Source organism: Erythrobacter sp. MTPC3, assembly GCF_042854385.1.
Taxonomy (GTDB): Bacteria; Pseudomonadota; Alphaproteobacteria; order Sphingomonadales; family Sphingomonadaceae; genus Erythrobacter.
This window is the reverse complement of the sequence record NZ_BTGP01000011.1, coordinates 88,879-110,564: the sequence shown is the minus strand read 5'-3', so window position 1 is coordinate 110,564 and position 21,686 is coordinate 88,879. Positions and strand designations below refer to the sequence as shown.

The 21,686-nt window shown below is 55.0% G+C and carries 21 protein-coding genes; 6 read left to right on the top strand and 15 right to left on the bottom strand.

The window, feature by feature from the left end; translation table 11 throughout:
- Positions 1-386 precede the first annotated feature (386 nt).
- The 5 genes from ACGHU1_RS14855 to ACGHU1_RS14835 all read left to right on the top strand — a co-directional run bounded on the left by ACGHU1_RS14855 (position 387) and on the right by ACGHU1_RS14835 (position 4,299).
- Positions 387-641: a helix-turn-helix domain-containing protein gene (locus tag ACGHU1_RS14855; protein ID WP_390588198.1), complete on the top strand. Its 255-nt coding sequence runs from the start codon at positions 387-389 to the stop codon at positions 639-641.
- 2 nt (positions 642-643) lie between these two features.
- Entirely contained in the window at positions 644-799 is a 156-nt protein-coding gene (locus ACGHU1_RS14850; protein WP_390588196.1) for a hypothetical protein, read from the top strand.
- Between the two features lie 34 nt (positions 800-833).
- Positions 834-1,922: a hypothetical protein gene (locus ACGHU1_RS14845; RefSeq protein ID WP_390588194.1), complete on the top strand. Its 1,089-nt coding sequence runs from the start codon at positions 834-836 to the stop codon at positions 1,920-1,922.
- Positions 1,922-2,389 carry a hypothetical protein gene (locus tag ACGHU1_RS14840; RefSeq protein WP_390588193.1) on the top strand — a complete coding sequence of 156 codons (468 nt, stop codon included), beginning with the start codon at positions 1,922-1,924 and terminating at the stop codon, positions 2,387-2,389. The genes ACGHU1_RS14845 and ACGHU1_RS14840 overlap by 1 nt, the downstream gene beginning before the upstream one ends.
- 296 nt (positions 2,390-2,685) lie before the next feature.
- Complete coding sequence (locus ACGHU1_RS14835; protein ID WP_390588191.1) at positions 2,686-4,299, top strand: reverse transcriptase domain-containing protein; 1,614 nt, start codon at positions 2,686-2,688, stop codon at positions 4,297-4,299.
- Positions 4,300-4,511: 212 nt separating this feature from the next.
- Here ACGHU1_RS14835 and ACGHU1_RS14830 read toward each other — a convergent pair whose 3' ends face one another.
- From ACGHU1_RS14830 to ACGHU1_RS14815, 4 genes are all read right to left on the bottom strand, one after another.
- Positions 4,512-4,931 carry a GFA family protein gene (locus ACGHU1_RS14830; protein ID WP_390588190.1) on the bottom strand — a complete coding sequence of 140 codons (420 nt, stop codon included), beginning with the start codon at positions 4,929-4,931 and terminating at the stop codon, positions 4,512-4,514.
- 2,284 nt (positions 4,932-7,215) lie between these two features.
- On the bottom strand, positions 7,216-8,628 hold the full coding sequence (locus tag ACGHU1_RS14825; protein ID WP_390588188.1) for a dihydrolipoyl dehydrogenase: 1,413 nt from the start codon (positions 8,626-8,628) through the stop codon (positions 7,216-7,218).
- A 97-nt stretch (positions 8,629-8,725) separates the two neighbouring features.
- Complete coding sequence (locus ACGHU1_RS14820; protein WP_390588186.1) at positions 8,726-9,373, bottom strand: hypothetical protein; 648 nt, start codon at positions 9,371-9,373, stop codon at positions 8,726-8,728.
- A 363-nt stretch (positions 9,374-9,736) separates the two neighbouring features.
- A complete protein-coding gene (locus tag ACGHU1_RS14815) occupies positions 9,737-10,222 on the bottom strand; it encodes an Lrp/AsnC family transcriptional regulator (protein ID WP_390588184.1) in 486 nt (161 codons plus the stop codon).
- Positions 10,223-10,341: 119 nt separating this feature from the next.
- Here ACGHU1_RS14815 and ACGHU1_RS14810 point away from each other — a divergent pair, with 119 nt between their 5' ends.
- Positions 10,342-11,370 carry a hypothetical protein gene (locus ACGHU1_RS14810; protein ID WP_390588182.1) on the top strand — a complete coding sequence of 343 codons (1,029 nt, stop codon included), beginning with the start codon at positions 10,342-10,344 and terminating at the stop codon, positions 11,368-11,370.
- Positions 11,371-11,481: 111 nt separating this feature from the next.
- Here ACGHU1_RS14810 and ACGHU1_RS14805 read toward each other — a convergent pair whose 3' ends face one another.
- The 11 genes from ACGHU1_RS14805 to ACGHU1_RS14755 all read right to left on the bottom strand — a co-directional run bounded on the left by ACGHU1_RS14805 (position 11,482) and on the right by ACGHU1_RS14755 (position 21,676).
- A complete protein-coding gene (locus ACGHU1_RS14805; RefSeq protein WP_390588181.1) occupies positions 11,482-13,149 on the bottom strand; it encodes a hypothetical protein in 1,668 nt (555 codons plus the stop codon).
- 2 nt (positions 13,150-13,151) lie between these two features.
- A complete protein-coding gene (locus ACGHU1_RS14800) occupies positions 13,152-13,541 on the bottom strand; it encodes a GtrA family protein (RefSeq protein ID WP_390588180.1) in 390 nt (129 codons plus the stop codon).
- The gene (locus tag ACGHU1_RS14795; protein ID WP_390588178.1) at positions 13,538-14,347 is read right to left on the bottom strand and encodes a glycosyltransferase; all 810 of its coding nucleotides are present in this window, start codon (positions 14,345-14,347) and stop codon (positions 13,538-13,540) included. Before ACGHU1_RS14795 ends, ACGHU1_RS14800 begins: the two co-directional genes overlap by 4 nt.
- 4 nt (positions 14,348-14,351) lie before the next feature.
- Positions 14,352-15,098, bottom strand: coding sequence for a cephalosporin hydroxylase family protein (locus ACGHU1_RS14790; protein WP_390588176.1), 747 nt, complete (start codon positions 15,096-15,098; stop codon positions 14,352-14,354).
- Between the two features lie 29 nt (positions 15,099-15,127).
- Complete coding sequence (locus ACGHU1_RS14785; protein ID WP_390588174.1) at positions 15,128-16,042, bottom strand: NAD-dependent epimerase/dehydratase family protein; 915 nt, start codon at positions 16,040-16,042, stop codon at positions 15,128-15,130.
- On the bottom strand, positions 16,039-16,584 hold the full coding sequence (rfbC, locus tag ACGHU1_RS14780; protein WP_390588173.1) for a dTDP-4-dehydrorhamnose 3,5-epimerase: 546 nt from the start codon (positions 16,582-16,584) through the stop codon (positions 16,039-16,041). The genes ACGHU1_RS14785 and rfbC overlap by 4 nt, the downstream gene beginning before the upstream one ends.
- Complete coding sequence (locus ACGHU1_RS14775; protein WP_390588172.1) at positions 16,584-17,825, bottom strand: methyltransferase domain-containing protein; 1,242 nt, start codon at positions 17,823-17,825, stop codon at positions 16,584-16,586. The genes rfbC and ACGHU1_RS14775 overlap by 1 nt, the downstream gene beginning before the upstream one ends.
- A complete protein-coding gene (rfbG, locus tag ACGHU1_RS14770; protein WP_390588170.1) occupies positions 17,815-18,897 on the bottom strand; it encodes a CDP-glucose 4,6-dehydratase in 1,083 nt (360 codons plus the stop codon). Before rfbG ends, ACGHU1_RS14775 begins: the two co-directional genes overlap by 11 nt.
- Positions 18,882-19,658 (bottom strand): glucose-1-phosphate cytidylyltransferase, encoded by a 777-nt coding sequence (rfbF, locus tag ACGHU1_RS14765; protein WP_390588169.1) that lies wholly within the window; start codon positions 19,656-19,658, stop codon positions 18,882-18,884. The genes rfbG and rfbF overlap by 16 nt, the downstream gene beginning before the upstream one ends.
- Before the next feature lie 158 nt (positions 19,659-19,816).
- The gene (locus ACGHU1_RS14760; protein ID WP_390588167.1) at positions 19,817-20,782 is read right to left on the bottom strand and encodes a glycosyltransferase family 2 protein; all 966 of its coding nucleotides are present in this window, start codon (positions 20,780-20,782) and stop codon (positions 19,817-19,819) included.
- A gap of 63 nt (positions 20,783-20,845) precedes the next feature.
- The gene (locus ACGHU1_RS14755) at positions 20,846-21,676 is read right to left on the bottom strand and encodes an NAD-dependent epimerase/dehydratase family protein (RefSeq protein ID WP_390588165.1); all 831 of its coding nucleotides are present in this window, start codon (positions 21,674-21,676) and stop codon (positions 20,846-20,848) included.
- Positions 21,677-21,686: the final 10 nt, after the last annotated feature.

The window sequence follows — 21,686 nt, the reverse complement described above, 5'->3', positions numbered from 1 at the left end:
GCCGTCGGTCGGGCGGTACGTGGTTGGTTTTATTGAGCAATATGCGACGGCTCCCACTATCCTAAGCTGGCGGTGTCGCGAAAATTGCTTTTGTTTTCAATGTAGAATGCGACGGCGGTCCTGCGTTGAAACCCTTTCGTCCTTCTCGAACGTTCCCATCCGTCTGTCCATAAGCATGCAAGCACACACCTGATTGTCCGATCGGGCCGACTGTCTGTGACCATCGTGGCGACATCGCAGAAAAGGCGGCTCCAGCGCACAAACGTCATGTGGCGAAATCGGGTTCTGTCGAGCGATAATCGTGATTGATGGCGGGCTGGTCTGCTCCCCCTACTCCAGCCCCAGGTCGGTCCGCCATCACCCGAACGATGAAAGGACCGACCGCCATGGCGTCAGCAGCCACTCAGCCCGTCAAAGATCAGAACCAGAGCCTCGCCATCGAGCCGATTGCGCTGCGCGTTCCGGAAGCCTGTCGCTATCTCGGGATCGGTCGCAGCACGCTTTACGTGCTGATCTCCAAAAGTGAGATCGAGATCATTAAGCTGGGGAGTTCAACCCTTGTGCTCACCGAAAGCCTCAAGGGTCTGGTTGAACGCAGGCGAGAGACCCTCACGCCACGGGCCGCGATCGGAGAGACCTGACGATGCACCCCGATATTACGCACGCCATCATCCTAGCTGCCATCGTCAAACTTCCGGAGAACAACAAGCGACAGCTGGTCTCGAACGTGCCGGAACGACGCAGCCGCGCTGAAGATGTTATTGCCGCAAGTATCGTGGTCGCACTTTCGCAGCGATGATAGGCGGCTTCGCGCACATCATCGCACGTCAGCTTTGCGCCCTAATGGCTGTCATTGGGCCGCAGTCTCGACAAACCTAAAAGCGGTCGTTCGCCAAGCGACACTGCTTGAAGCAATGGCGGGGCCTGTATATCCACAATCTATGAAATGGAAACCGCGCAACCTTCGTGAATTTGCCCGCATGGTTGTCGGAGACGCCGAGTATTTCCCGTACCGGTCAAGCAAATACATCACCGAATTCTTCGAGGACTGTGAGCTGGAATTCGTCCACACCGGCGAGACGCGCCCAGTTTGGGCGGCAGAGCGGATCGAAGAAGTGCTCGCAATGCCGCGCCCTACACCATCAGTGATGCCGGACGCTTTCATGCGCATTCTACGCCGCTTGCTCGACAAAAGCGAAGCCGAGGGTGATGATATCGATCGCGCCAAGGCGCTAGCCGCGCTCAACATCGTGCTGGCGCGTGAAGGCTGGGCTGCGTTCTACGATGAGAATGGCCTCGCGCAACTCCGGCATATCGCAACCAACACAATCGGGCAGATAGCCAATCCCCATCGCCCCTTCACGCAATCCGAGATCGAGCGTCGCGACCAATTGCTCGCCTATCTCGGCAAATGCTCAGAAGATGAATTGATCGAAGAAGTTCTGCTGCCGCTCTTTCGCCAGCTCGGCTTCCACCGCATTACTGCAGCCGGGCACAAGGACAAAGCACTGGAATATGGTAAAGACGTGTGGATGAAGTATACGCTACCGACCCTCCACGTCCTCTATTTTGGCATACAAGCGAAGAAGGGGAAGCTAGACTCTTCAGGAATGAGCACCCGTAATGTCGCAGAGATCCACAATCAGGTGGCGATGATGCTAGGGCACGAAATCTTCGATCCAGAGCTCAGCCGGCGGGTGCTGGTTGATCACGCATTCATCGTCGCGGGCGGAGAGATTACTAAACAAGCGCGTAACTGGATCGGTAACAAGCTTGATGCCAGTAAGCGGTCGCAGGTGATGTTCATGGACCGTGATGACATTCTAAATCTGTTTGTGGTCAATAGTCTGCCTTTGCCCGGTGGCGCACTCCCGGCGGTGACATCAAGCTGGGACGAGCTCAGCGATGACATACCGTTCTGATGCGACACGATGAAATTCCGGACAATCTGCGACCACTCGTATACGACTTTTTCTTCTGGTTCTCGCGCTTCGAATTTGCTTTGAAAGAGGCACGCATTCTGAAGAATCTCGAGCCAGGGGCAAATGCCGAGCCCGGCTGGACCCGTTTCATCAACGACTGCAAGGACCACTACCGAATTGGAACAGCTGGCGAGGCGCTTATCGCGGCGAACCCCCAACGACAGGTCGTGACCGAGTCCAATCTCGATTTTCGCGACGTGGGCTTCAATCCTAACGCAAGCGATCTTGAACGCGTCGTTCGCCTAGCCCAAACCGTGCGTAACAATCTGTTCCACGGCGGCAAGCACGGCAGCGCTTATTGGAATGACGCGGACCGCATGAGGCTGTTGCTCAAAACGACGATCGCAGTACTAGATGACCTCGCCGATCAGATGGGACTGACCTCCGATTATCGCAGCGAGTATTAAAACTGGCACGTGGATGTCGGCAACCACAAGACGCTACCCACGCCCAGAGTACGCCTTATTGCTTGTTGTCCAACCAAAGATGGACTTGGGTGGAGCGATTCGGACTATGTGTTCGCAGTCTTAGTAAATCTAATCAAAGCACTAGCAGGGAGACAGGTTTCTTGATATTCAATCCGGACGAGGTCTCCCCTCGCATACGCGCTGTAGCAACTGCGGCGTAAGAGCAAATGTCTAGATATGTCGTGCGCGCCATGACGATTGATGATTGACCGTGGCGTGATTGGAAGGGAGACCTCGTGACTAACGGCTGGCTAAGCTTCGGCATCCCCGCTCCAATCCACGTGCCAATACCTACAGAGCTTTCGAGCAAGACGGCGCTTCTCTCCTATCTCGGCGTCTCCCAACCTGAATTGAAGAAGATTTGGTATCACAGGGAGAAAATGTATCAGTGCTTCAATGTTGCTAAGAAGAGCGGCAGGCCGAGGCTCATCACCGCTCCCGATCGGCGTCTAAAGTTCCTCCAGCGGCAGATCGCTAAGCTGCTCGACCAGCTATACCCGATTCGCAATCCGGTCCATGGCTACGTCCAGGGTAAATCGGTGAAATCGAACGCGACTTCTCATCTGAAGCAGCGCTTTATCCTCAATCTCGATATAAAGGACTTCTTTAGTTCGATAACTGAGCGCAGGGTTTTCGGAGTTCTCCACGCAATTGGCGTCCCGCGCGATGCGGCGGAAACGATCGCACGTATCTGCTGCTACCGCGGCCACCTGCCGCAAGGTGGTCCCGCGAGCCCGGTTCTCTCCAACATGGTATGCTTTCGGCTCGACCGGGCGTTGCTCAAACTCGCGAAGGACGCAAAGTGTATCTACACGCGCTATGCGGATGATATCAGCCTGTCGAGCTTACGTCCGCTCACCGCACTGTTCGACGGTACATTGCCGACGACGGGCCGCGTTGCCCCTGAGATTTTGTCAGCTGCGGTCCAGGCGGCATTTGTCAGTAACGGTTTCGCGCTCAACCCCGAGAAAATTCACTACGCAGACCGCCACTCAAGGCGCGTAGTGACCGGGCTAAAGGTCAACGAGGGACTGAACGTTGACCGGCGGTTCGTCCGCAATATTCGCGCGGCACTTTACGCAGTGGAGAAAGATGCAGTTGCTGCTCAAGCTCGCTATGCCGCCGACTTTGGTGGGAAGGCTGACATCAGTTCTCATCTTGAAGGAAAGATTGCGTGGCTTGGCAATGTGAAAGGTCTTGCTGATCCCGTTTATCGCGCACTCGCTCTCCGGTTCAACACCGCCTTCCCAAAGCAAGCTATCAAAGTCCAACCGACCCGTCACGAACGACTGGACAGATCTGTTTGGGTGATTGAGCATCACCTCAACGACATGGACAAATACGCGCAGGGCAGCGTCTTCTTTCTCGCGGGTGTCGGATTAGTTACAGCGGCGCATTGCGTTGCTGGGGTCAAGGACGCGATCGTTCATCACCCATCGCGGCCATCGAATAAGTTCAAGGTCTCGGTAGCGCACTATTCAAAGCACCGCGACCTAGCGATACTGACGCATACAATTCCCGCAACCGATTTTTACGAGCTGAGCAAGAGTGCTACAGCCGCCGTGACCGGCGATCCCATTGTCGCGATCGGCTATCCCGACTTCAGTCCAGCTGACAAGGTCAATTTCCGCGAAGGAACGGTCAGCTCCACGACTGTGAAGAGTTTGATCAATCTTCTCGAAGTGAACTTCAAGTTCATCCAGGGTATGTCTGGCGGTCCGGTGATCAACTCCAATGATGAGGTCGTCGGTATCGTCCACAAAGGCGGCCCGAAGGAAAAGCGCGACTTTGCGATCGTCATCAAAGAGTTTGATTCTTGGAACGCTGCCGGCCTGCCTTCAGACTATTGACGCTGGCCATTTGGCCAAAGCTGTTTTTGCAAGCTGATGGCTAGAAGGGCAGCTTTCCTCATTTCGTGAGCTATGACCGGACGGTCTCTTCCCGGCCCAACTCGAGCCACTGATCAATGACCGAGATTGGGGGTGTAAGCGGTCGGTCTGGTTTTAAGAGCGGACACTTTGACAACTAACATTTTCATATCACGCCGAACGCGTCGCAGCGATTACTCTTCAACCGGAATGTTCTTTTCAAACTGGGCAGCATTAATGTGCGGCGAATGCCACGAGGGCGCAGAGGACATCCACATATCAGCATCGACAGCAAAGCCGGTCGCATCATCCAAAGCCCCAACCTTTATAGCAATCAGCGCTTCATTGCTGTCCGGCTTGGAATACATCTGGACGCCGCATTCGGGACAGAAGAACGTGCCACCGCTGGATTGCTTTGCCTTAAAACAACGGGGGGTTCCCTGCTCGATTTGAAAATCTGATCGTTGGAAAACCCAAGTCAGGTTTGCTGCGCCACCAGACATATACTGACAGTCGCGGCAATGGCATGCCACTCCTCCTAGCGGTTCTCCACGCACCGCAAATCGTATTTGTCCGCAGCGGCATCCTCCTGAGCGCACCTTCTTCTCCTTCATCAACTAGGGGGTGAGCCTAACATGTCGAGATTGCACCGCAATGTGCAATCCAGCGCAATTGCCTACTGTCAGCTCTGCCGCCTATGCGCGATGCTCGATATTGACCGTATTTGGGTCGCAAGCGGCCAGCCGCTTTTGTCTGGCAAGGCCAGATAGCTGCCAGTCCGCTTTCATTTAGCGGTAAGTGATTGCCAATAGTCAGCAAATGGGGGTGGGAAGCGGACTTCGCTGCACGCTATTGGGAAATTGGCCGCGACCTTGATCAACGCCGCAGCCATGGACTCAGAAATATGTATTTGGTCGATGGCCTAGGGCCAGCCATGCTTCCAATCGCCATAAATTTTCGCGACGCATTCATCGCAACCCAAGATAGCGACCATGAAGGCCAACAAGCCATACGTGAGAACCGGCAACCCTAGCATCAACACCCACAATTTCTCGGCGATACTGGCGAACACTAAGACCGCACCGAAGGCAATAATCGGAAGCGATAGCACAGCGAGAAGCGGCCTTTTCCATCTTCCTTGAGGCCTTTGCACACCATGGCAGATGATGTTTACGACCGGATGCATTCGACACTTCATATTTCAAATATGGCGAATGGCGTGAATGTCCGCAATTGGGTCGTTAGCGGAAAGTCCGCTTCGTAGCGTTCATACATTCAAAGCGGACAGACCCCATCAGGCCCAGGATTTGTTATTTGTATCCCGTCATTTCATTCGAATTATAGCGCTGCCCTTGCGGGCGACCTGCTCTATCCGCTGCGCGGACCGGGCCCGTAGTCCCGGCCCATTCGGGTGACGATCAGGAGCATTTTGGTATCGAGCGGGAGTTTGTGGTGGACGCGCTCCTGAGGGCGCGGCGTTCTTGTGCTGACCCGCAGGCACTCTTGTCTCTCTCATTGCCGGACGCCCGCTGGCCCACAGGCCCGCGCGCAGGACGTCCGGCGGCTTCGCGCCGTGCAAGGGTGCCGTTGTTTGTGCGGATCGCTGACGCGATCCTTGCGCGGGAACGCCAAAGGCTTCGCCCTCTCGTTCCCGAAACCGCAAATAGACGCCCCCGGGTGGCGGGCTGACGCCCGCTGGCCCGCGCCAGAGCATCGATTTGCGGTTTTCCCTCCCCCTCCCATCCTCGCCAGAGGGCAGGCGCCATGGCTTAAGCCATGCGCGCCCAAAAGAACTTTGGTCGGTAGATAGGATGGCCGGGACCTTTCTTGAGGGCGGATCATTCCGTACCGCGATCCGATCGCCGTCAGCGCTTTCCTGCAATCTCGGTCAACCATAGACAAAACCGGAAAACACTGGACAAGAGTGACCTATTTGGAGCACTGTTTCACTACTGGAAATTGGCAGTTTCAGAATGTGCGTGGTCAAAAATGTGGGAACGAGAGCGGCAGTTTTGGAGTTCTGAAATCTAATCAAATCATTACGTTAGGTTGTTATAAGGCCTCCGTCTCCGCCACCTATACCATCCCAAGAGATCCCAGAAAGTCCTTGAAAGCCGGAGAATTCGGAGGTTTTTCGGACTTGCAATGGGATCTCGTGTTCTTATTTTGCTCCTAGTGCCCTCACAATGTCCGTCACACTTTGTGGGGTGAATGTGGGGGCGAAGCGTAAACAAACATAAGGATCGGCTTTTGACATTTGCAAAGTAATCAGAGCAAATCAGAAGTCCTGCCAGCTCAAACCTCGCCCGGAAATCGGACAGCTTCAGAGATAGAAACGCGGAACCTTCACCTGAAAAACGAGACCTCAACCAACGATATAAGCGAGAGCTGACAAAGGAGCCGCAAGGAGCATGTCGGGTTCCTGCTATCTTTCAGCAAAGAAGAAACGTTCCGCTCTCGGCCCACTTCGAGCCCCGGCTAGTCGGCTGCTGACTTATCAATTTTGCCAAGCTGACCCGGTGGAATTCCAAGCTCATCGCCACGCAATCATCGCTTCTATCAAATGACATGCCTGCAATCGTGCCCCTCAAATATAAAAAAGGCCCCTCGGTAATTCGAGAGGCCCCTTCTTATACTAAGACTTGCAACCTTAAAAATCCCACGCCGATGCCGACGAACAGCTGATTTCGCTCAAGGTTATATTCCTCAAACACATCGCCAATATTGTTGCTTTGGCCTTCAGCTTCGATTGTGGCCCCCGAATAGTCAGTGTATCGATATAGCACTCTGCGGCACGGTCGATCCTAACGGTTCGGGTATAGCTTGAACCATCAGTCTCTAATTCGTTCCTGGACTGCTCGAGGCCTTGCTCACATCCAGCGACCTCTGCTTCGGCTCTCAGGTTCCGGAGGGATCGCCGCGATCCTGATTATCAGGCAGTTCAATCGGGGTGGCTGCACATATTGTTCGCAGAGCTTGCTTTAGCCCTTCTTCCATTGTCGGGTGATAGAATGGCATTTCTAGCAATTGCGAAGCTGTCTGCCCTTGCTGAATGGCCCATGCCAGCATGTGGGCCAGATGCTCACTCGCTGGCGTACACAGGTCAGCTCCGATCAGGCGGCCGTCGGGAGCTTTTGCATAAAGTGTGAGCACCCCCTCGTTTTTACCCTCTACTCGCGCTCGTCCCTGATCGCTGAAACTGGCAGTGCCGGTAATCACGCCGTCTTCTTCCGATTGTCCGATCCGGGAAACCGGTGGACTGGTAAAAGTCAGACTGAACGGCACAAACCGATCGACTGAAATCGTAGCGGGATACGCAGCGGCATTGCGTCCGGCGATCGTGCCGTCATGCGACGCTTCGTGAAGCAGTGGCAGATCATCGGCGGCGTCGCCGGCAAGAAAAACGGGGCTGTCGCCGCAGCGCATCGTTTCCCTGTCATGAAGCGGAACGCCATCATCGCCTAGCTCAAGTCGAGTCTGGCCAAGGTCGAGACTTTCCAGATTGGGCGGCCGGCCGGTGGTGACAAGAACGTAGTCGAAATCGGCCTCGCCGGTTGAATCCCCGCTCCATTCGAGCGTGACTGAATTATCGTTCGCCTTCGCATCGAGCGTCGTCCCCATTTTGAGTTCGACATCTTTCGCGACGATTTCCCGCAGGGCTGAGTGGACTTTGTCGCAGCGGATCGCGCCGAGGCGGTGGCCATTGTCGAACAGCGTCACCGCAACACCAAGCCGCGCCATGGCCTGCGAAAGCTCCAGGCCAATTGCACCCGCACCAATCACTGCAAGCCGATCAGGAAGGTTTTCAAGTTCAAAGATGGTTTGGTTGGTGAGGATTCGGCGGCCCAATCCCGCGAATTCCGAAGGGACAAACGGCGTAGAGCCTGTTGCGATCACCACGGACCGAGCCTCAATCGTGCGGCCATCGTCCAGCATCAATGTGCTCGCGCCAGCAAACCGGGCACGGCCGGTTATGCGCACGGCTTCAGGTATATCTTCTATCCCTTCGCGCGTCAGCCGGGCGAAGCGATCGCGCTCCTTGCGCACACGCCGCATCACTGCAGCGCCATCAATTCTGATGCTATCGACCTTTATGCCAAACATCTCTGTGGAATTGGCGGCATGGGCTGCGTGCGCTGCTGCAATCAGCAGTTTTGAAGGCATGCAGCCAACGGTCGCACACATCGTCCCTGCATACTCAGGGTCGATCAACAAAGTCGTCGCACCGCTCGAACGTGCAGCCCGTTCGGCGGCCAATCCAGCCGTGCCAGCGCCAATTACAGCGACATCGCAATGCAAATCGCCGGCCACTCTAAAACTTCGTCGCAATCACGTGGGCAATCATAAGCTAATCTTTTGAACAATTTCGGTTTTTATGTGAATGCGCAAGACGCGGCAGTGTCCGCATTCATCCATACGTCTCACGGTGATTTTCGAGCACGCTGGAAGAATGGTCCAACGCCTTCTCAATGGCTTGGCCGAAGGTTGAATCTTGCAAATGCAAGATCCCTTTATGAGCAGCGCAAATGGTTTGGGTATCTTTCCATTCCAGAGCAAGGCGGCGCGCCCACGCTATGAAATCGTCGGCAGCACCGGGTCGTTTCTGCAAGGCATCGGCAAGTTTGGGATGGAATCGCAGCTTCGGTCCTGCGCCGAACTTTTCTAATAGCGTCGGCAAATCGAGATACATCAGCGTGTCATCAACATGGACGATGCCACTTTCCCCGTGCCGGACCAAAACCGAGCTCACGTGAATACTCTCATCGTCACACACAAACTCGACCCCGTCAGGGATGGAAAAATCGAGACAGTCTGCAAATTGCTGCTGGGTAGCTTGCTCTTCGATCAGATTTGGATCCCATTTCAGATGGCTCAGCTCTTGATGATGACGGCGTGTTCCAATCAATCGGGCGTCAGGAAGCAATTCGCTGAGAAATTCGCAGTCAACTGTATGAAATGGATGCACGTTCAGGATCGCCTCAATCTGCGCACCTTGGTTGGTCAATGCCATCAAATCGCTGCGGTCTGCATCGTCCAGTTGATACGAATCAAGCATAACGAAAGCGCCACTCGGCCTGCGCACCAATGACATCTGCGTGCCGATATTGAGCGTGTGCGCGATTTTGAAAACCCCGCGGATATTCCAAAAATTTTCAGCTAAGTGTTCGATCGTCTTTCTCCCGCTGTGGACCTCATCGCCAACCTAATAAGCCGCGACGGACCTGCCTGTTCCGACTGGCAGGCCCAGGGGGAGCAGAAAGCTTTCGAATGCCACTCTAATACGGTGGCGCAGACATTCTTCGCCGTGCCCCGGATATGGCCTCACAAGCATGTTTTTCAGGTGTCTGTTGGTAAGGATTGACCTGATTGTTTTGCTCGCTCAATCAGACCGACAACCGGGTCAGGCGCGAATGGACCGTCACTTACTCCGCTGCCCTAAAACATGACTGCCGTGTCGAACTTCACCCGCGAATAGACCACGTGGCTGGTGCACCGTTTCACCGCAGAATCCTCGATAATATTTGCCTCGATCCAGGTTTCGAAACCCGCCATATCGGGCATGTGCACGTGCAATATTAGGTCCGCAGCCTGTCACGCTGTAGCATTGCGTCACTTCTGGTGAGGCGCGGTATGCCCGTTTAAGCCGGTCATATTCTGCGCCGCGTTCCTCGTTCAAACTGACCATGACGATCACTTCGATGCCAACACGGCCCGGATTGACCAGAGCAACCTCACGTTCGATCACGCCCGATGCGCGCAGTCGCTTCAACCGGCGGCGGTAGCTTGATACCGAGATACCAGCCGCATCCGCGATGTCTTCCGGAGGCCGGCGAAGGTCGCGTTGAATTTCAATGAGGATACGGCGGTCGGTGGCATCAATCGCGGAATGATCGTTTTCGGTCATATGGCCTGCTTAAATGATCGAAATCATCTAGTCGATGAACAAGATCGCGCGCAATCGGCTGATCGGCCCTGTTAGAAGCTAAGGCGGGATCACGACATATTACAAGGTTCACCGATCACATGACCCCGTTCACACAATTTTTCTTCAGCCTCTTGGTCTCGCTTGGCCTGATGGGCACCGCTGAGGGCGATGGCCCCTCCACCCCCGAAGGCGCAGCTCAGGTCTCAGGGCAGGCCTCTGGGCAAGTCTCGGCGCAGGGCGCATCCCTGTTCGCATATGAGGATTTGCGCCAGTCAGGCCGCATCACACTTTCCCCGGCCTTCTCCCACGACGGGAACACGATCTATTTTGCCCAGGCCGATTGCGAACGCATCTGGAATTGCCCGCAACTGCTCATGCGATCAAGCCGCACCAAGACAGGCTGGTCGCAGCCCCAGGCTGTCAAACTCCCGCAAAAGGCGCGGGTGGATTGGCCCAGCGTATCGCCGGACGGCAGCACCCTGTATTTTTCATGGGCAGCGCAGCGGGATCGCCACGCCGGCGAAGACGTCTACGAAGATTTCGATCTGTTCAAACTCGACCTTACCGATCCGCTCACGGTGCCCGAGGCTATTGACGAACCCGACATCAACCGCATCCGCGGCGGCTCCATTCGCAAAACCCGTTTCGTGAACAACGAAACCGCGCCGGTCGTAACCCGCGATCGCGATCTGTATTTTTGGACGGAGCGGCTCGACGGAGCGGGGCTGCGCGACATCTATGTTGCTCGCTCGGATGGGGCCGGCGGCTTTCTAAGGCCGGAAATTCTGCCCGCCCCGATCAACAATGATGGCGAGAATGACGGCGCGTGGGTCGCACCCGGTGGCCGCCTGATGCTGCTCACTACAAGCGAGCGCGGCAGCACGGCACCTGCCAATCTGCATGTCTCCACGTTTGAAAATGGATCATGGACCACGCCGCGAATGCTCGGACACACGGTCAATTCTGATTATTCGGAGTTTGCAGGGCGCATCACCCCTGATGGAAAGACGCTGGTTTTCACCTCGGATCGCCCTGCATATGATGGTGAGGCTGGCTTGTTACACGTGTGGCAGGTGCCCGTGGCCGAGGTCCCAGTGCTGGCCGCAGCAATGACCGCCTGGCCCTGAGCGGGAGCGCGGCGGGTTTTGCCCTCGCCTGCATGGCGCGATGATTTCGCATACGGAGGAGGCGGGGCGGTTCGTCCGGGGGCGCAAAAGTTCGAGATCAGAAGATGTTCGTTAGAACCCGCCGAACAGCAGCTTTTCCGGGGGCGGTTCACGTGGTGCTTCGACACTCAGGATGAGCTTCGAGGTGGTTGTGGCCGACACGTTATATTCTGCTGCATCCAATGCAATCTCGCTGCCGGGCATCAAAGGCTTCCCCTCAATGAAAACCGGCGCATCAGCGATTAATCGGTAAGTCCCCGATACCAATATCTGTACGCTGTTGTCTTCTACTTTGATGGTCTTCCCCGGCACGTAAAGGGGCCCCCAATAGCGCATATAATTGTCTCGCAGTGTTTGCATATCCGCAGAGAGCAGACCAAATTCGAGTGCCTCAGACTGTGCTGGCGACAACCGATCAAGCTGCAAATGCCATGTGTTAGCCAGCAAGAATTTAGGTTGGTGTCGCTCGATAAGTTCACCCATGACAGGAACACCGTCACGCCGGTAATCAGTCATCCCCCAGGTGCTCATAAAAGGCCCGCGTTTCGAAAACGATGACACCATCGAGCGCCCGTCTATATATGATGTTTGATCAGGGAACAGGCGATGGATGACCTCTAGTGTCATATGCTGCCGTTCAATCGGTTTCTGCACCTGTTCAACCGTCGCGAGCAAAGCAGAAATACACGCCGCAGCACCAGCCGTCATCGCGATGATAACCCCGTATCTACGCCTTATATCATCCCAAGCGAAACCTGTGATGACCATGACCGGTGCGAGGATGAACGGGTAATAATAGGGATAGGTATCCCGATAGATCAAAAACGAAAGTAGCGGCATGACCAATGCCAGACCGAGCAAACCCTGCGTTCGGCTTTCACGATTTCTCAAACGCATGACAAGACCGAACAATCCCACCAACCAAAGAGCGACCAGAACAACGTTCTGATAAAGTGCGGCACGCAGATACGTGATTAAAACCAGATGGTTTTGCGGGGCCAACGTGCTGTCTGCAGTGCGGCCGACAAATTCGAATGGAGAGGCCGCATCGGAAAACGTCGCGGCATGTCCCAAACTCAAGCCTGCAAACGAAAGCAAGGCGGCCACCCCGACTATGACGACGGCTACAACACCCTTCATCATCGATGCGGCCTCGTTCCCTGCAGAGCGGATCAAAACAACCGCAACCAGAGCCGGTACGTAAAAAATCGCCTTGATCGTAAAGAAACCCGCCAATCCCACCAATATACCGGCCGCGACTGCGCGGCGAATTGAGAGGCTCGGCGAGATGGCCAGACACAGCGCGCACATCATCGCACTTGCTGCAAGAGGATCAGTCCTAAGCGACACGCCGTGGACCAGATTGAAGCTAAAACCCCAATAGCAAAGGACTGCAAAAAACGCGCCTTCGGCCGAAACCAGGCTTCGCGCTGTCTTCCAGATCGCGGCAGATGTTATAAGGCCGACGCCAAGATACACGATGCGCGCGGCGATGACCTGATCGGCTTCATTGTGCGATACCCAAGTGACCCAGCCGAACAAATGGACAAAACCGGTCTGAAGAATTTCGCGCAGTTCGCCGCGTTGATGATCGTAGATCATGGCAAGATTCAGATATTCGTCCCAATTGGCTTCATGAAGAAACGTCAGAACAAGCCTCATTATCGCGACTGAGAACAGCATCAGCACGAGAGCCGTTCGCACTTTGAATGAACCGGTTTGGGCAGGTTGGATCGGCACTGTTACGGCGCTTTGAATACGATAAATTTTTGCAAAATGAACGAAAGCAGGACCACCGGAAAGGTCGCGAGAAGTCCCGCAAGATAATAGCTCATATCAAATGTCACCAGCAGTCTGATGATTGCGATATTCAGCAGGTAGAGCGAACACCACATCGCGAGAAAAGCCGGAAAACGGCCTTTAAGCCGCGATTGGAAAACAAGTTTGCCCTGCACAACAAAACTGACACCGATGCCGAAAACCAATGCGACAAAGCTGGCCGCATAATATGTCAGCCCGGCGTAAATGCCCAAGGCGTAAACGCCAAAACTAAGCGCAGTGTTGAACGCGCCGACGACGCCAAACCGCACGAACTGGCTTTGCGCCACCGTTGACAGGTTTCTAGAGGTCACGCCCACCTTGTGACCAGGCTTTGGTACAATCCAAAGATCCGCTTTTGCTGGCTGACAACAAAATTGACAGCAGTCAGACGCACCAGACCCAAGGGGCCCAGGGCGATGCCGTATTTGTTTGCGAGCTCTAGGAATTCTTTGCGCGCCTTGGATAACAAGGACCACGTCATGTTCGTGCCGCCGTATCGGTTCGCGATGAGCGGCTGCGGGATGTGAAGCGCATCTTGGTGACGTGATATGGCCCAGCTCAGATCGACATCCATCGCATAATGAAAACGCGAATCATATCGCAATGCGCCCAGACTTGAGCGGCGCACTCCGAGGGGAATCCCGAACTGATTGCGCGCCGTTTTAAGCGTCTTCACTCCCGCCTCTTCTGCCGAAAAAAGGCGGTCACGCCGAAACGTGCGTCTCGCAAGCTCGCGTCGTTCCGGGCTGACATAAAGCAGATCACAATAGACCGCTGCGATTGTTGGCTCAGCCATCAGGGCATCACGCGCAAGCGCCAGCGCATCCGGGTCCGCCAGATAGTCGTCGTGACAAAGCAGGATGTAGAATTCCGTCTCGACCAGGCCGAGGATCGCGTTGAAATGATCCTGCATAGGCAGGGTCTTTTGCTGCGTTACCACGCGCAAATTCAGTCGATCTTTCCATTGGTCGAGTATCTCGGACGTGCCATCGGAAGATGCATTATCACTTACAACCACTTGAATATCTTCAAGCGTTTGATCGGCAACAGATTGCAGCGCCTCCGCCAAAAACGTGGCTCCGTTGTAAACCGGAATAAGGACAGAAAACTGTCCCATTATTTTAGCCGATGCACTTTAGGTAACCTTCTTTCGCGACGGTGATCTGCAGCTTTGTATGCAGATCGTGATCGATCTCGAACCGGTCATCTTCTTGCAGATATTTATGGATCGCCGTGAGCGGGTTATCGCCGGGGCCCCATGGCCGCTCCCCGATTGCACCTGCGGGCAGTTCCTCGATCAAGGTATCGAAAACGACCATGTAGCTGTCTTTGGTAACCAGCGGGGCATAGGCCCGCAGTTCTTCCAGCACATGATCGCAGGTATGGTTGGAATCGAGGCAGACCAGGATTGATTTGCGCCCGGCCGCGCGCGATTTGACTTGATCGACGATACCGCTGTCGATGCTGGAGCCTTCGATCATATGCAGCCGCTTTGCCATCGGATGCGCCTCGATTGCCTGCCGGTTGTGATCGCGAATATCAATGTCGACTGCGACCACTTCTGCATCGGCGGGTCCGCCACACATCGCATTCAGTTCAAGCAGTGATGCGTAAAAGATAGCAGAGCCGCCCCGCGCGATGCCCGTTTCGACAATCAAGTCTGGCTTAATGTTCCAGACCAGTTCCTGCATCGCCAAGACGTCTTGCGGATACTGAATGATCGGAAGGCCCATCCAGTCAAATTGATAGGAATATTTACGCTCTTGAGCGTGGTGCAGCCAGGCACTCGTTTTGGCTGCGAATTCTTCATCATTGCCGATCGCAGCGATATTTTCATTTCGTTCAGTCTGGAACGCGTTGTCTGTCATGTCTGGCCCTCAGGTTAAGTGTCTCGTGATCAAGATAAGTCTTTTGCGTGGCCAACGGCCATCTCATCCGCCCACCAACGATAAGCATCGCTCATGCCGCGGGATATGTTAATTTTTGGACCGAACTCCAATTCCTCGGTCTGGCGCCGTAAGTCAGGGATCAGGATGGCTGGCTCACCCTCCCGGTCCGGTAACGCTCCAAGCGCTATCAAATCAGGACGGTCTGCGATCTGTCCCAGCAGCTTGGCCACATCGCCAAGTCTGTGAGAAATGGGGTTCCCCACGTTTATTGGGCCAACGAGGTTGCTATCGACGAGCGCGGCGATGGCCGCCCCCAGGTCTCTTACATCAATGAAATTGCGTGTCTGGGTGCCGGACGAACATTGCGCCGGATCATCTTGCAACAATGATCGGCATATTGACGGCACGAACCGCGCCGGGTTCTCATGCGCTCCATAGGGATAAAAAATCCGCGCCCATGCAAAGGAAACGGGCATTTCGCGCAGCGCATTGAGCAGGTCGCGTTTCGCGCGTCCATATTGCGAAGGCGGCACCTGATCGTCATCCTCCTCACGCAGCGGCCTTGATGCGCCGACATATTCGGCGCAGGTCCCGCAGCCGACGATGCGTTGCCCCCCGTTGGTATGGAAAGCCGTAAAAAGCGCCTTACCCGCCTCCAGCCAGGCGCGGTTTTTGTCCGATTCCCAAAACGCACCGTGGGTCGTTTCCCACGCGCTATGGACGAGGTGCGTGGGCCTGACATCCCGGATCAGCGCATGGCAGTCGGCAGGATCACGCAGATCCGCCTGATGCCAAGTGGCACCATCGGCGGCGACACGACCGCGCGCGACCGCGTGCACATCATAGCCATCAGGCAGACACGCGCGGATTTGCGATCCGACAAACCCGCGCGCGCCTGTGATCAAGACCCGCGGCGTCGTCATGACAACGGATCTATTTGAGCAAGAAAAGGCAGCGTTTCGTCACGGCTCGACATGATTGTTGGCGCAACCGGCCACTCGACGCCGATATCCGGGTCGTTCCACGCAATGCCTTTTTCAACGCCAGCGCGATGGGGCTCGCTAAACTGATACAGAACCTGCGCGTCATCGGTTAACGTCACAAAGCCATGGGCGACGCCGCGAGGGATGTAGAGTGCCTCCATATTCTCGGCGTTCAACTCAACACTGGTCCATTGGCGAAAAGTCGGCGATGCGGGGCGCAGATCGGCTGCAACATCAAAAATCGCGCCGGATACGCAGCGGACAAGTTTGCTCTCACCCTCCGCGGCGGGGATGAAGTGCAAACCGCGCAGCGTCCCCTTTTTAGCATTATAGGACAATGCCATCTGCGCCGTTGGTTGCTCCAATTCATGAGCTGCGAAGCTTTCTTGGCAGAATGTTCGCGCGAAGTGCCCGCGGGCATCATGATGAGGCGTCGTCGTGATCCGGAAGACACCCGGTAATGATGTCTCGGCAAATTCCATCAAAAGATCTCAAGCTCTGGGATGGCCACGACAAATTGCCCGCCCCAGTCACGAACATCGCTTAATTGCTGCACAATTTCTTCCCGCAGGTTCCATGGCAGGATCAGCACATAATCTGGCCGCGTGGCTTTGATATGATCGGGGTGAAACACCGGAATGTTGACCCCTGGCAGGAATTTGCCCTGTTTTTGCGGGCTTAAATCCGTGGTGAAAGGCAGCAACTCCGGCCCCACGCCGCTATAATTCAGGATTGTGTTGCCTTTTGCGGGCGCACCGTAGCCACAGACCGTTTTGCCCGCTTTCCGGACGTCAATCAGGAACGACAGAAGGTCCGCCTTGCAGTCGGCCGGCCGCGCGGCAAAACCGCTGTATCCAGCGATGCTGTTCAACCCGAATTCCGCCTCGGCATTGCGCACCTCTGTCAGTGTCGCGGCCAAAGCCTCATCACTGACATCGCTTTCGGTATGCTTGGCAAAGACCCGCAGCGATCCGCCGTGAGTATTGAGCTGTTCAAGACCATAAACGGCCAAGCCGCATTCTCCGAGAATGCGCTCCACGCTGAGCAGGGAGAGATAGAAATAGTGTTCGTGATAGACCGTATCGAACTGCCCTTGCGTCAGCATTTGCAGCAGGTGGGGAAATTCGATCGTTACGGTTCCATCGGGGCTCAACACCGGCCCGATACCGGAAACAAAATCGCGAATGTCGGGAACGTGGGCCAGCACATTGTTGCAGCAAATCAGGTCTGCAGAGATACCCTTGCCCCGCAGCTCATCGCCGAGCGATTTGCCAAAAAATTCAACAATACTATCAATGCCATGATGCTCTTTTGCATAGGCAGCGACATTTTCCGATGGCTCCACGCCCAGAACATTGATGCCGGCATTCTTGAAGTGTTGCAGCAAATATCCGTCATTGCTGGCAAGTTCGAGCACGAACGATTCCGAGCCAAGGCCGAGCCGCTTTTGCATCTCTTTTGCATAGCGTTCGGAATGCGCCAGCCATGAGGTCGAAAACGACGAGAAATAGGCGTAGTCTTCGTAAAAATGGGGCGGTGTCTCCACATCGCTTAACTGGACCAGCCAGCAGCTCTCACACACCAATGCCTTGAGCGGATAGAAGGTTTGCCCCTCATGATCGACACGGCTTGAATCGCGAAAATGGTTCGAAACCGGGCTTAACCCAAGGTCGACCACGACATGCTCAAGAGGTGATTTGCAGAATCTACATTCACTGGCCATGCTGGCTCCCGTCACTTTCGAATTGAGCAATTTGGGTTTGGGTCATTGCCCACATATCGGCACCCTCGGCATGGGATTTGTACCACGTGACCAAAGCCGAAATCGCGTCGGACAATCGCCAGTTCGGCGACCACCCAAGCTCGGCGCGGGCCTTGGAACTATCGAGCGCCAACAGTTTTTCTTCAAATACCTTGGAATTCTGCTCAACCTCGACTTCGGCCCCCGCGCCCCAGATATCGGATAATTGGCGAGCGACAATTTCGACAGGCTGGCAATCCTCGGCAGCTGATGCAAAATTCCAGCCGCCAGAAAATGCAGTCCCATTTTCAGCCAGCGCCTTTGCCAAAGCGAGGTATCCCGGTAGCGGATCAAGCACGTGCTGCCATGGCCGCGTGGCGCGCGGATTGCGCAAGGTCAGCGGCTCACCAGCTGCGAAACAGCGCACGGCGTCAGGCAACAACCGATTGGCAGACCAATCGCCGCCGCCGATAATGTTGCCAACGCGTAGCGCCGCTATCCCGAGATCGGGGAAATAGCTGTTCGCATAAGCCGTGATCACGTGCTCGCTGGCCGCCTTGCTCGAACTGTAAGGCTCTTTTCCGCCTAAAGGATCGTTTTCCCGGTAGGGCCAATGCCAGTTGTTGTTCTGATAAACCTTATCGGTCGTAACCAGCAACAATGCCTTCAAATCCGCAAGGCTTCGGGCGGCCTGCAGGACATTCACGGTGCCCATCACGTTGGTCTCGAAAGTTTCGACGGGGTCATGGTGGGCCGTCAACACCAGTGGCTGCGCTGCCAGATGAAATATGATCTCTGGCGCAGCCTCTTTCATTGCGGCTGACAAGCTTTCCAGATCGCGGACATCACCGATTGTCGATTTGTGCAGCCTGTCACCAAGCGAAACGGATTCAAAGAATGACGGCGTGGTGATCGGCGACAGCGCGTAGCCTGATACGGTCGCACCTTTGCTAAGCAGATAGCTGCAAAGCCAGCCGCCCATGAAGCCGGTGTGGCCCGTTACGAAAACGCGTCTGTCTTGCCACCAATTATCAGGGGTCACCACGTTTTCCACGGCGCTTTCCCGGATTGCCAGTAGGATTCCAGCAGGTTCATCTCGCGCTGCGTATCCATGCATTGCCAGTAATCGTCATGGCGATACACGCTGAGCTGACCTCGTTCGGACAGCCCTTGCAAGACACCTTCTTCAAGCGTGATGTCATCCGCATCCGACAGGCCTTCGAAAATGCTTTTGCTGAAAACAAAAAAGCCGCCATTGATCCAGCCAGAGCCTGTCTGCGGTTTCTCCGTGAACGAAGACACGACATCTCCGTCAAGAGCGAGTTCGCCGAAACGCGATGACGGGCGAACGGCGACAACTGTCGCAAGCTTCCCATTGGCCCGGTGATGTTCGATCACGGCGTTGATATCGACATTGCTCACCCCGTCACCATAGGTCGCCAGAAAAATATCATCATCGATATACTTGGTCGCGCGTTTCAAGCGTGAGCCCGTCAGCGTCTGGACACCGGAATCCTGAATGCGGATTTTCCACGGCAACTGCTCTTCAGCGGAACCAAGGTTGGTGACCGAAGCAGACTCGAGATCGATTTCGATATCCTGGCTGTGGTTCGGGTAATTCAGGAAGTACTGTTTTATTACATCGCTCTTGTAACCAGTGCAGAGCACGAAATCGTTATGACCGAAATGGCTGTAGCTTCGCATGATATGCCACAGGATCGGTTTGTGCCCGATTTCGACCATCGGCTTCGGCTTCAGTTCGGTCTCTTCCCGGATCCGCGTTCCCAGTCCGCCACAAAGTATCGCAACTTGCATTTGTCCTGCCCTCTTGTCTTTTCATTATCTCATTAAGTGTCTGGCTTGCGCTGGACTGAATCTTGGCCAGTTTTGCTGGCATCTGGCATTCAATCCATCGTCATCAGACATCGAAAGCCGCGCTGGCTTATGTGTAATTGCTGCTGCCTCTGGTGCTGTCAGAGTTTCAAATCGCCATCCTTGATGTTTAGGCTTTGCTCGATGATTGCTATCGGATCAGAGCGGATTGTGCGGTAAATTCTCAAGATATATTCACCAATAATACCCAGAAGAAATGCGTTCAGACCGATCCCAAACAAAATCAGAAGCTGGATGCTGATGAAGCCCGGAGGCAGATTGGGATTGAGGAACTTTGAAATTAAATAGAAAATTGTCAGGGCAACAGTGCCAAGGATGATTATAAGGCCAGTGTATGTCGCAATTCTCAACGGGACGGTCGAATGATTGAGAACTGCTGTCAGACCAAGGCTGACAAGCCGCAAAGTGCCAAACTGGCTTCGGCCAGCTGTCCGGGCATCCCGGTCATATGCAACGCCGGTCTGGTTGAAGCCCATTCCTGCGATTATACCGCGCAGGTAAGGGTTTGGTTGACCACTGCGGGAAACAGCCTCGATAACCCGGCGATCGACGAGACGAAAATCACCGACGTCTCTGGGGATCGGATTTTCGCTCACCTTATCGATGACCCAATACCCAATCTTTCGGAATAGATTAACAAATGGCCCTTCTTTGCGGCCCTTTCGGATGCCGTAAACGACCTGATAACCCTGCTGCCAAAGGTCAAAGAATTCCTCCAGAAGCTCGGGCGGATCCTGAAGGTCTGCATCGATTTGCAGCACGGCATCGCCGCGCGTGTGCATGTAATTGGCCAGGATCGAATTCTGGAACCCGAAATTTTTAGAAAATCTGATGGCCCGCACGCGCCCATCATTTTCAGCCAGATGCCTTAGCCTGGACCAGGTTTCATCGCTGGAATGGTTGTCGGAGAAAACAAATTCGAACATGCACCGGTCGGACATTTTATCTGCAAGCGCAGATAGTCGCTGATAGAGCTGTTCTACGTTTTCCTCTTCATTGAAAACCGGAACCGAGATCGAAATGAGAGGCTTTGCATCTTCTGTCATAGCGTCTTTCAAGTTCCCGCAGCAACGCATCGGACCGATCGGTTTGCCGCAACAGCGCCCCGGTCAGTCATCAGCGTCCAGTTTAATACGCTGTGCAGCATATTCTGCAATGGCAGGCAGCGTATCGCGAAACTCAATCTGTTCGGGCAGCAAAGTGGCTTCGAAAACCACGCCATAATTTTCTTCTGACGGATCGGCGAGAGCTCCAAATTTTGCCAATTCGGGAAACTGCACCGCCTCTGCAACGGACGTCGCAATGTCCCTGAGCGTTACCGGTTTGCCGTGACTGATTGTCACATGGCCCCGGCAGCCGCTTTCCTGAACCGCGCATACCGCTGCAGCCGTATCGAGAACGTGCTGGTATTCGCGCAGCTGCAGTCCCGATGTCATCTCCAGCGGCACCCGCGCCCGCGCAGCTGCAAATAGCTGTCCCAGGAACATGAAGGGCGGCGGATCGCCCAATCCAAACAGGGTATGCATACGGCAATGCAGAACGTTTGCATTGCGCGACACGGCTTCTGCCACATAGGCGGAGAGCCGCTCTTTTGATCGGACATAAGCGTTGGGCTGCTTCATCATGCCTTCAAGCACGGTGCCAAATGTAACGACGCTCAACCCCAGCTCTTCGGCTGCAAGGATCACATTTCGGGGAAGGGTAAAATTCACCTCGTCCAGCGCGTGTGCCGGGAGCCGGGGGTCGAGAAGCCCTGTCGCCACGTAAACGGTGTCACCGGGCCTCGTAGCGGCTGCCAACTTATCGGCGACGCGGTCTGACGCGTCATCTTCCGCCCAAGCGTGGCAATCGGTCCGGCCCAAGGCGACTACATCTTGAGCGCCATGTGCCCGGATGAGCCCCTGCCCCAAACGTCCGCTCGCCCCGATTACAACCGTCATATCATCCTCT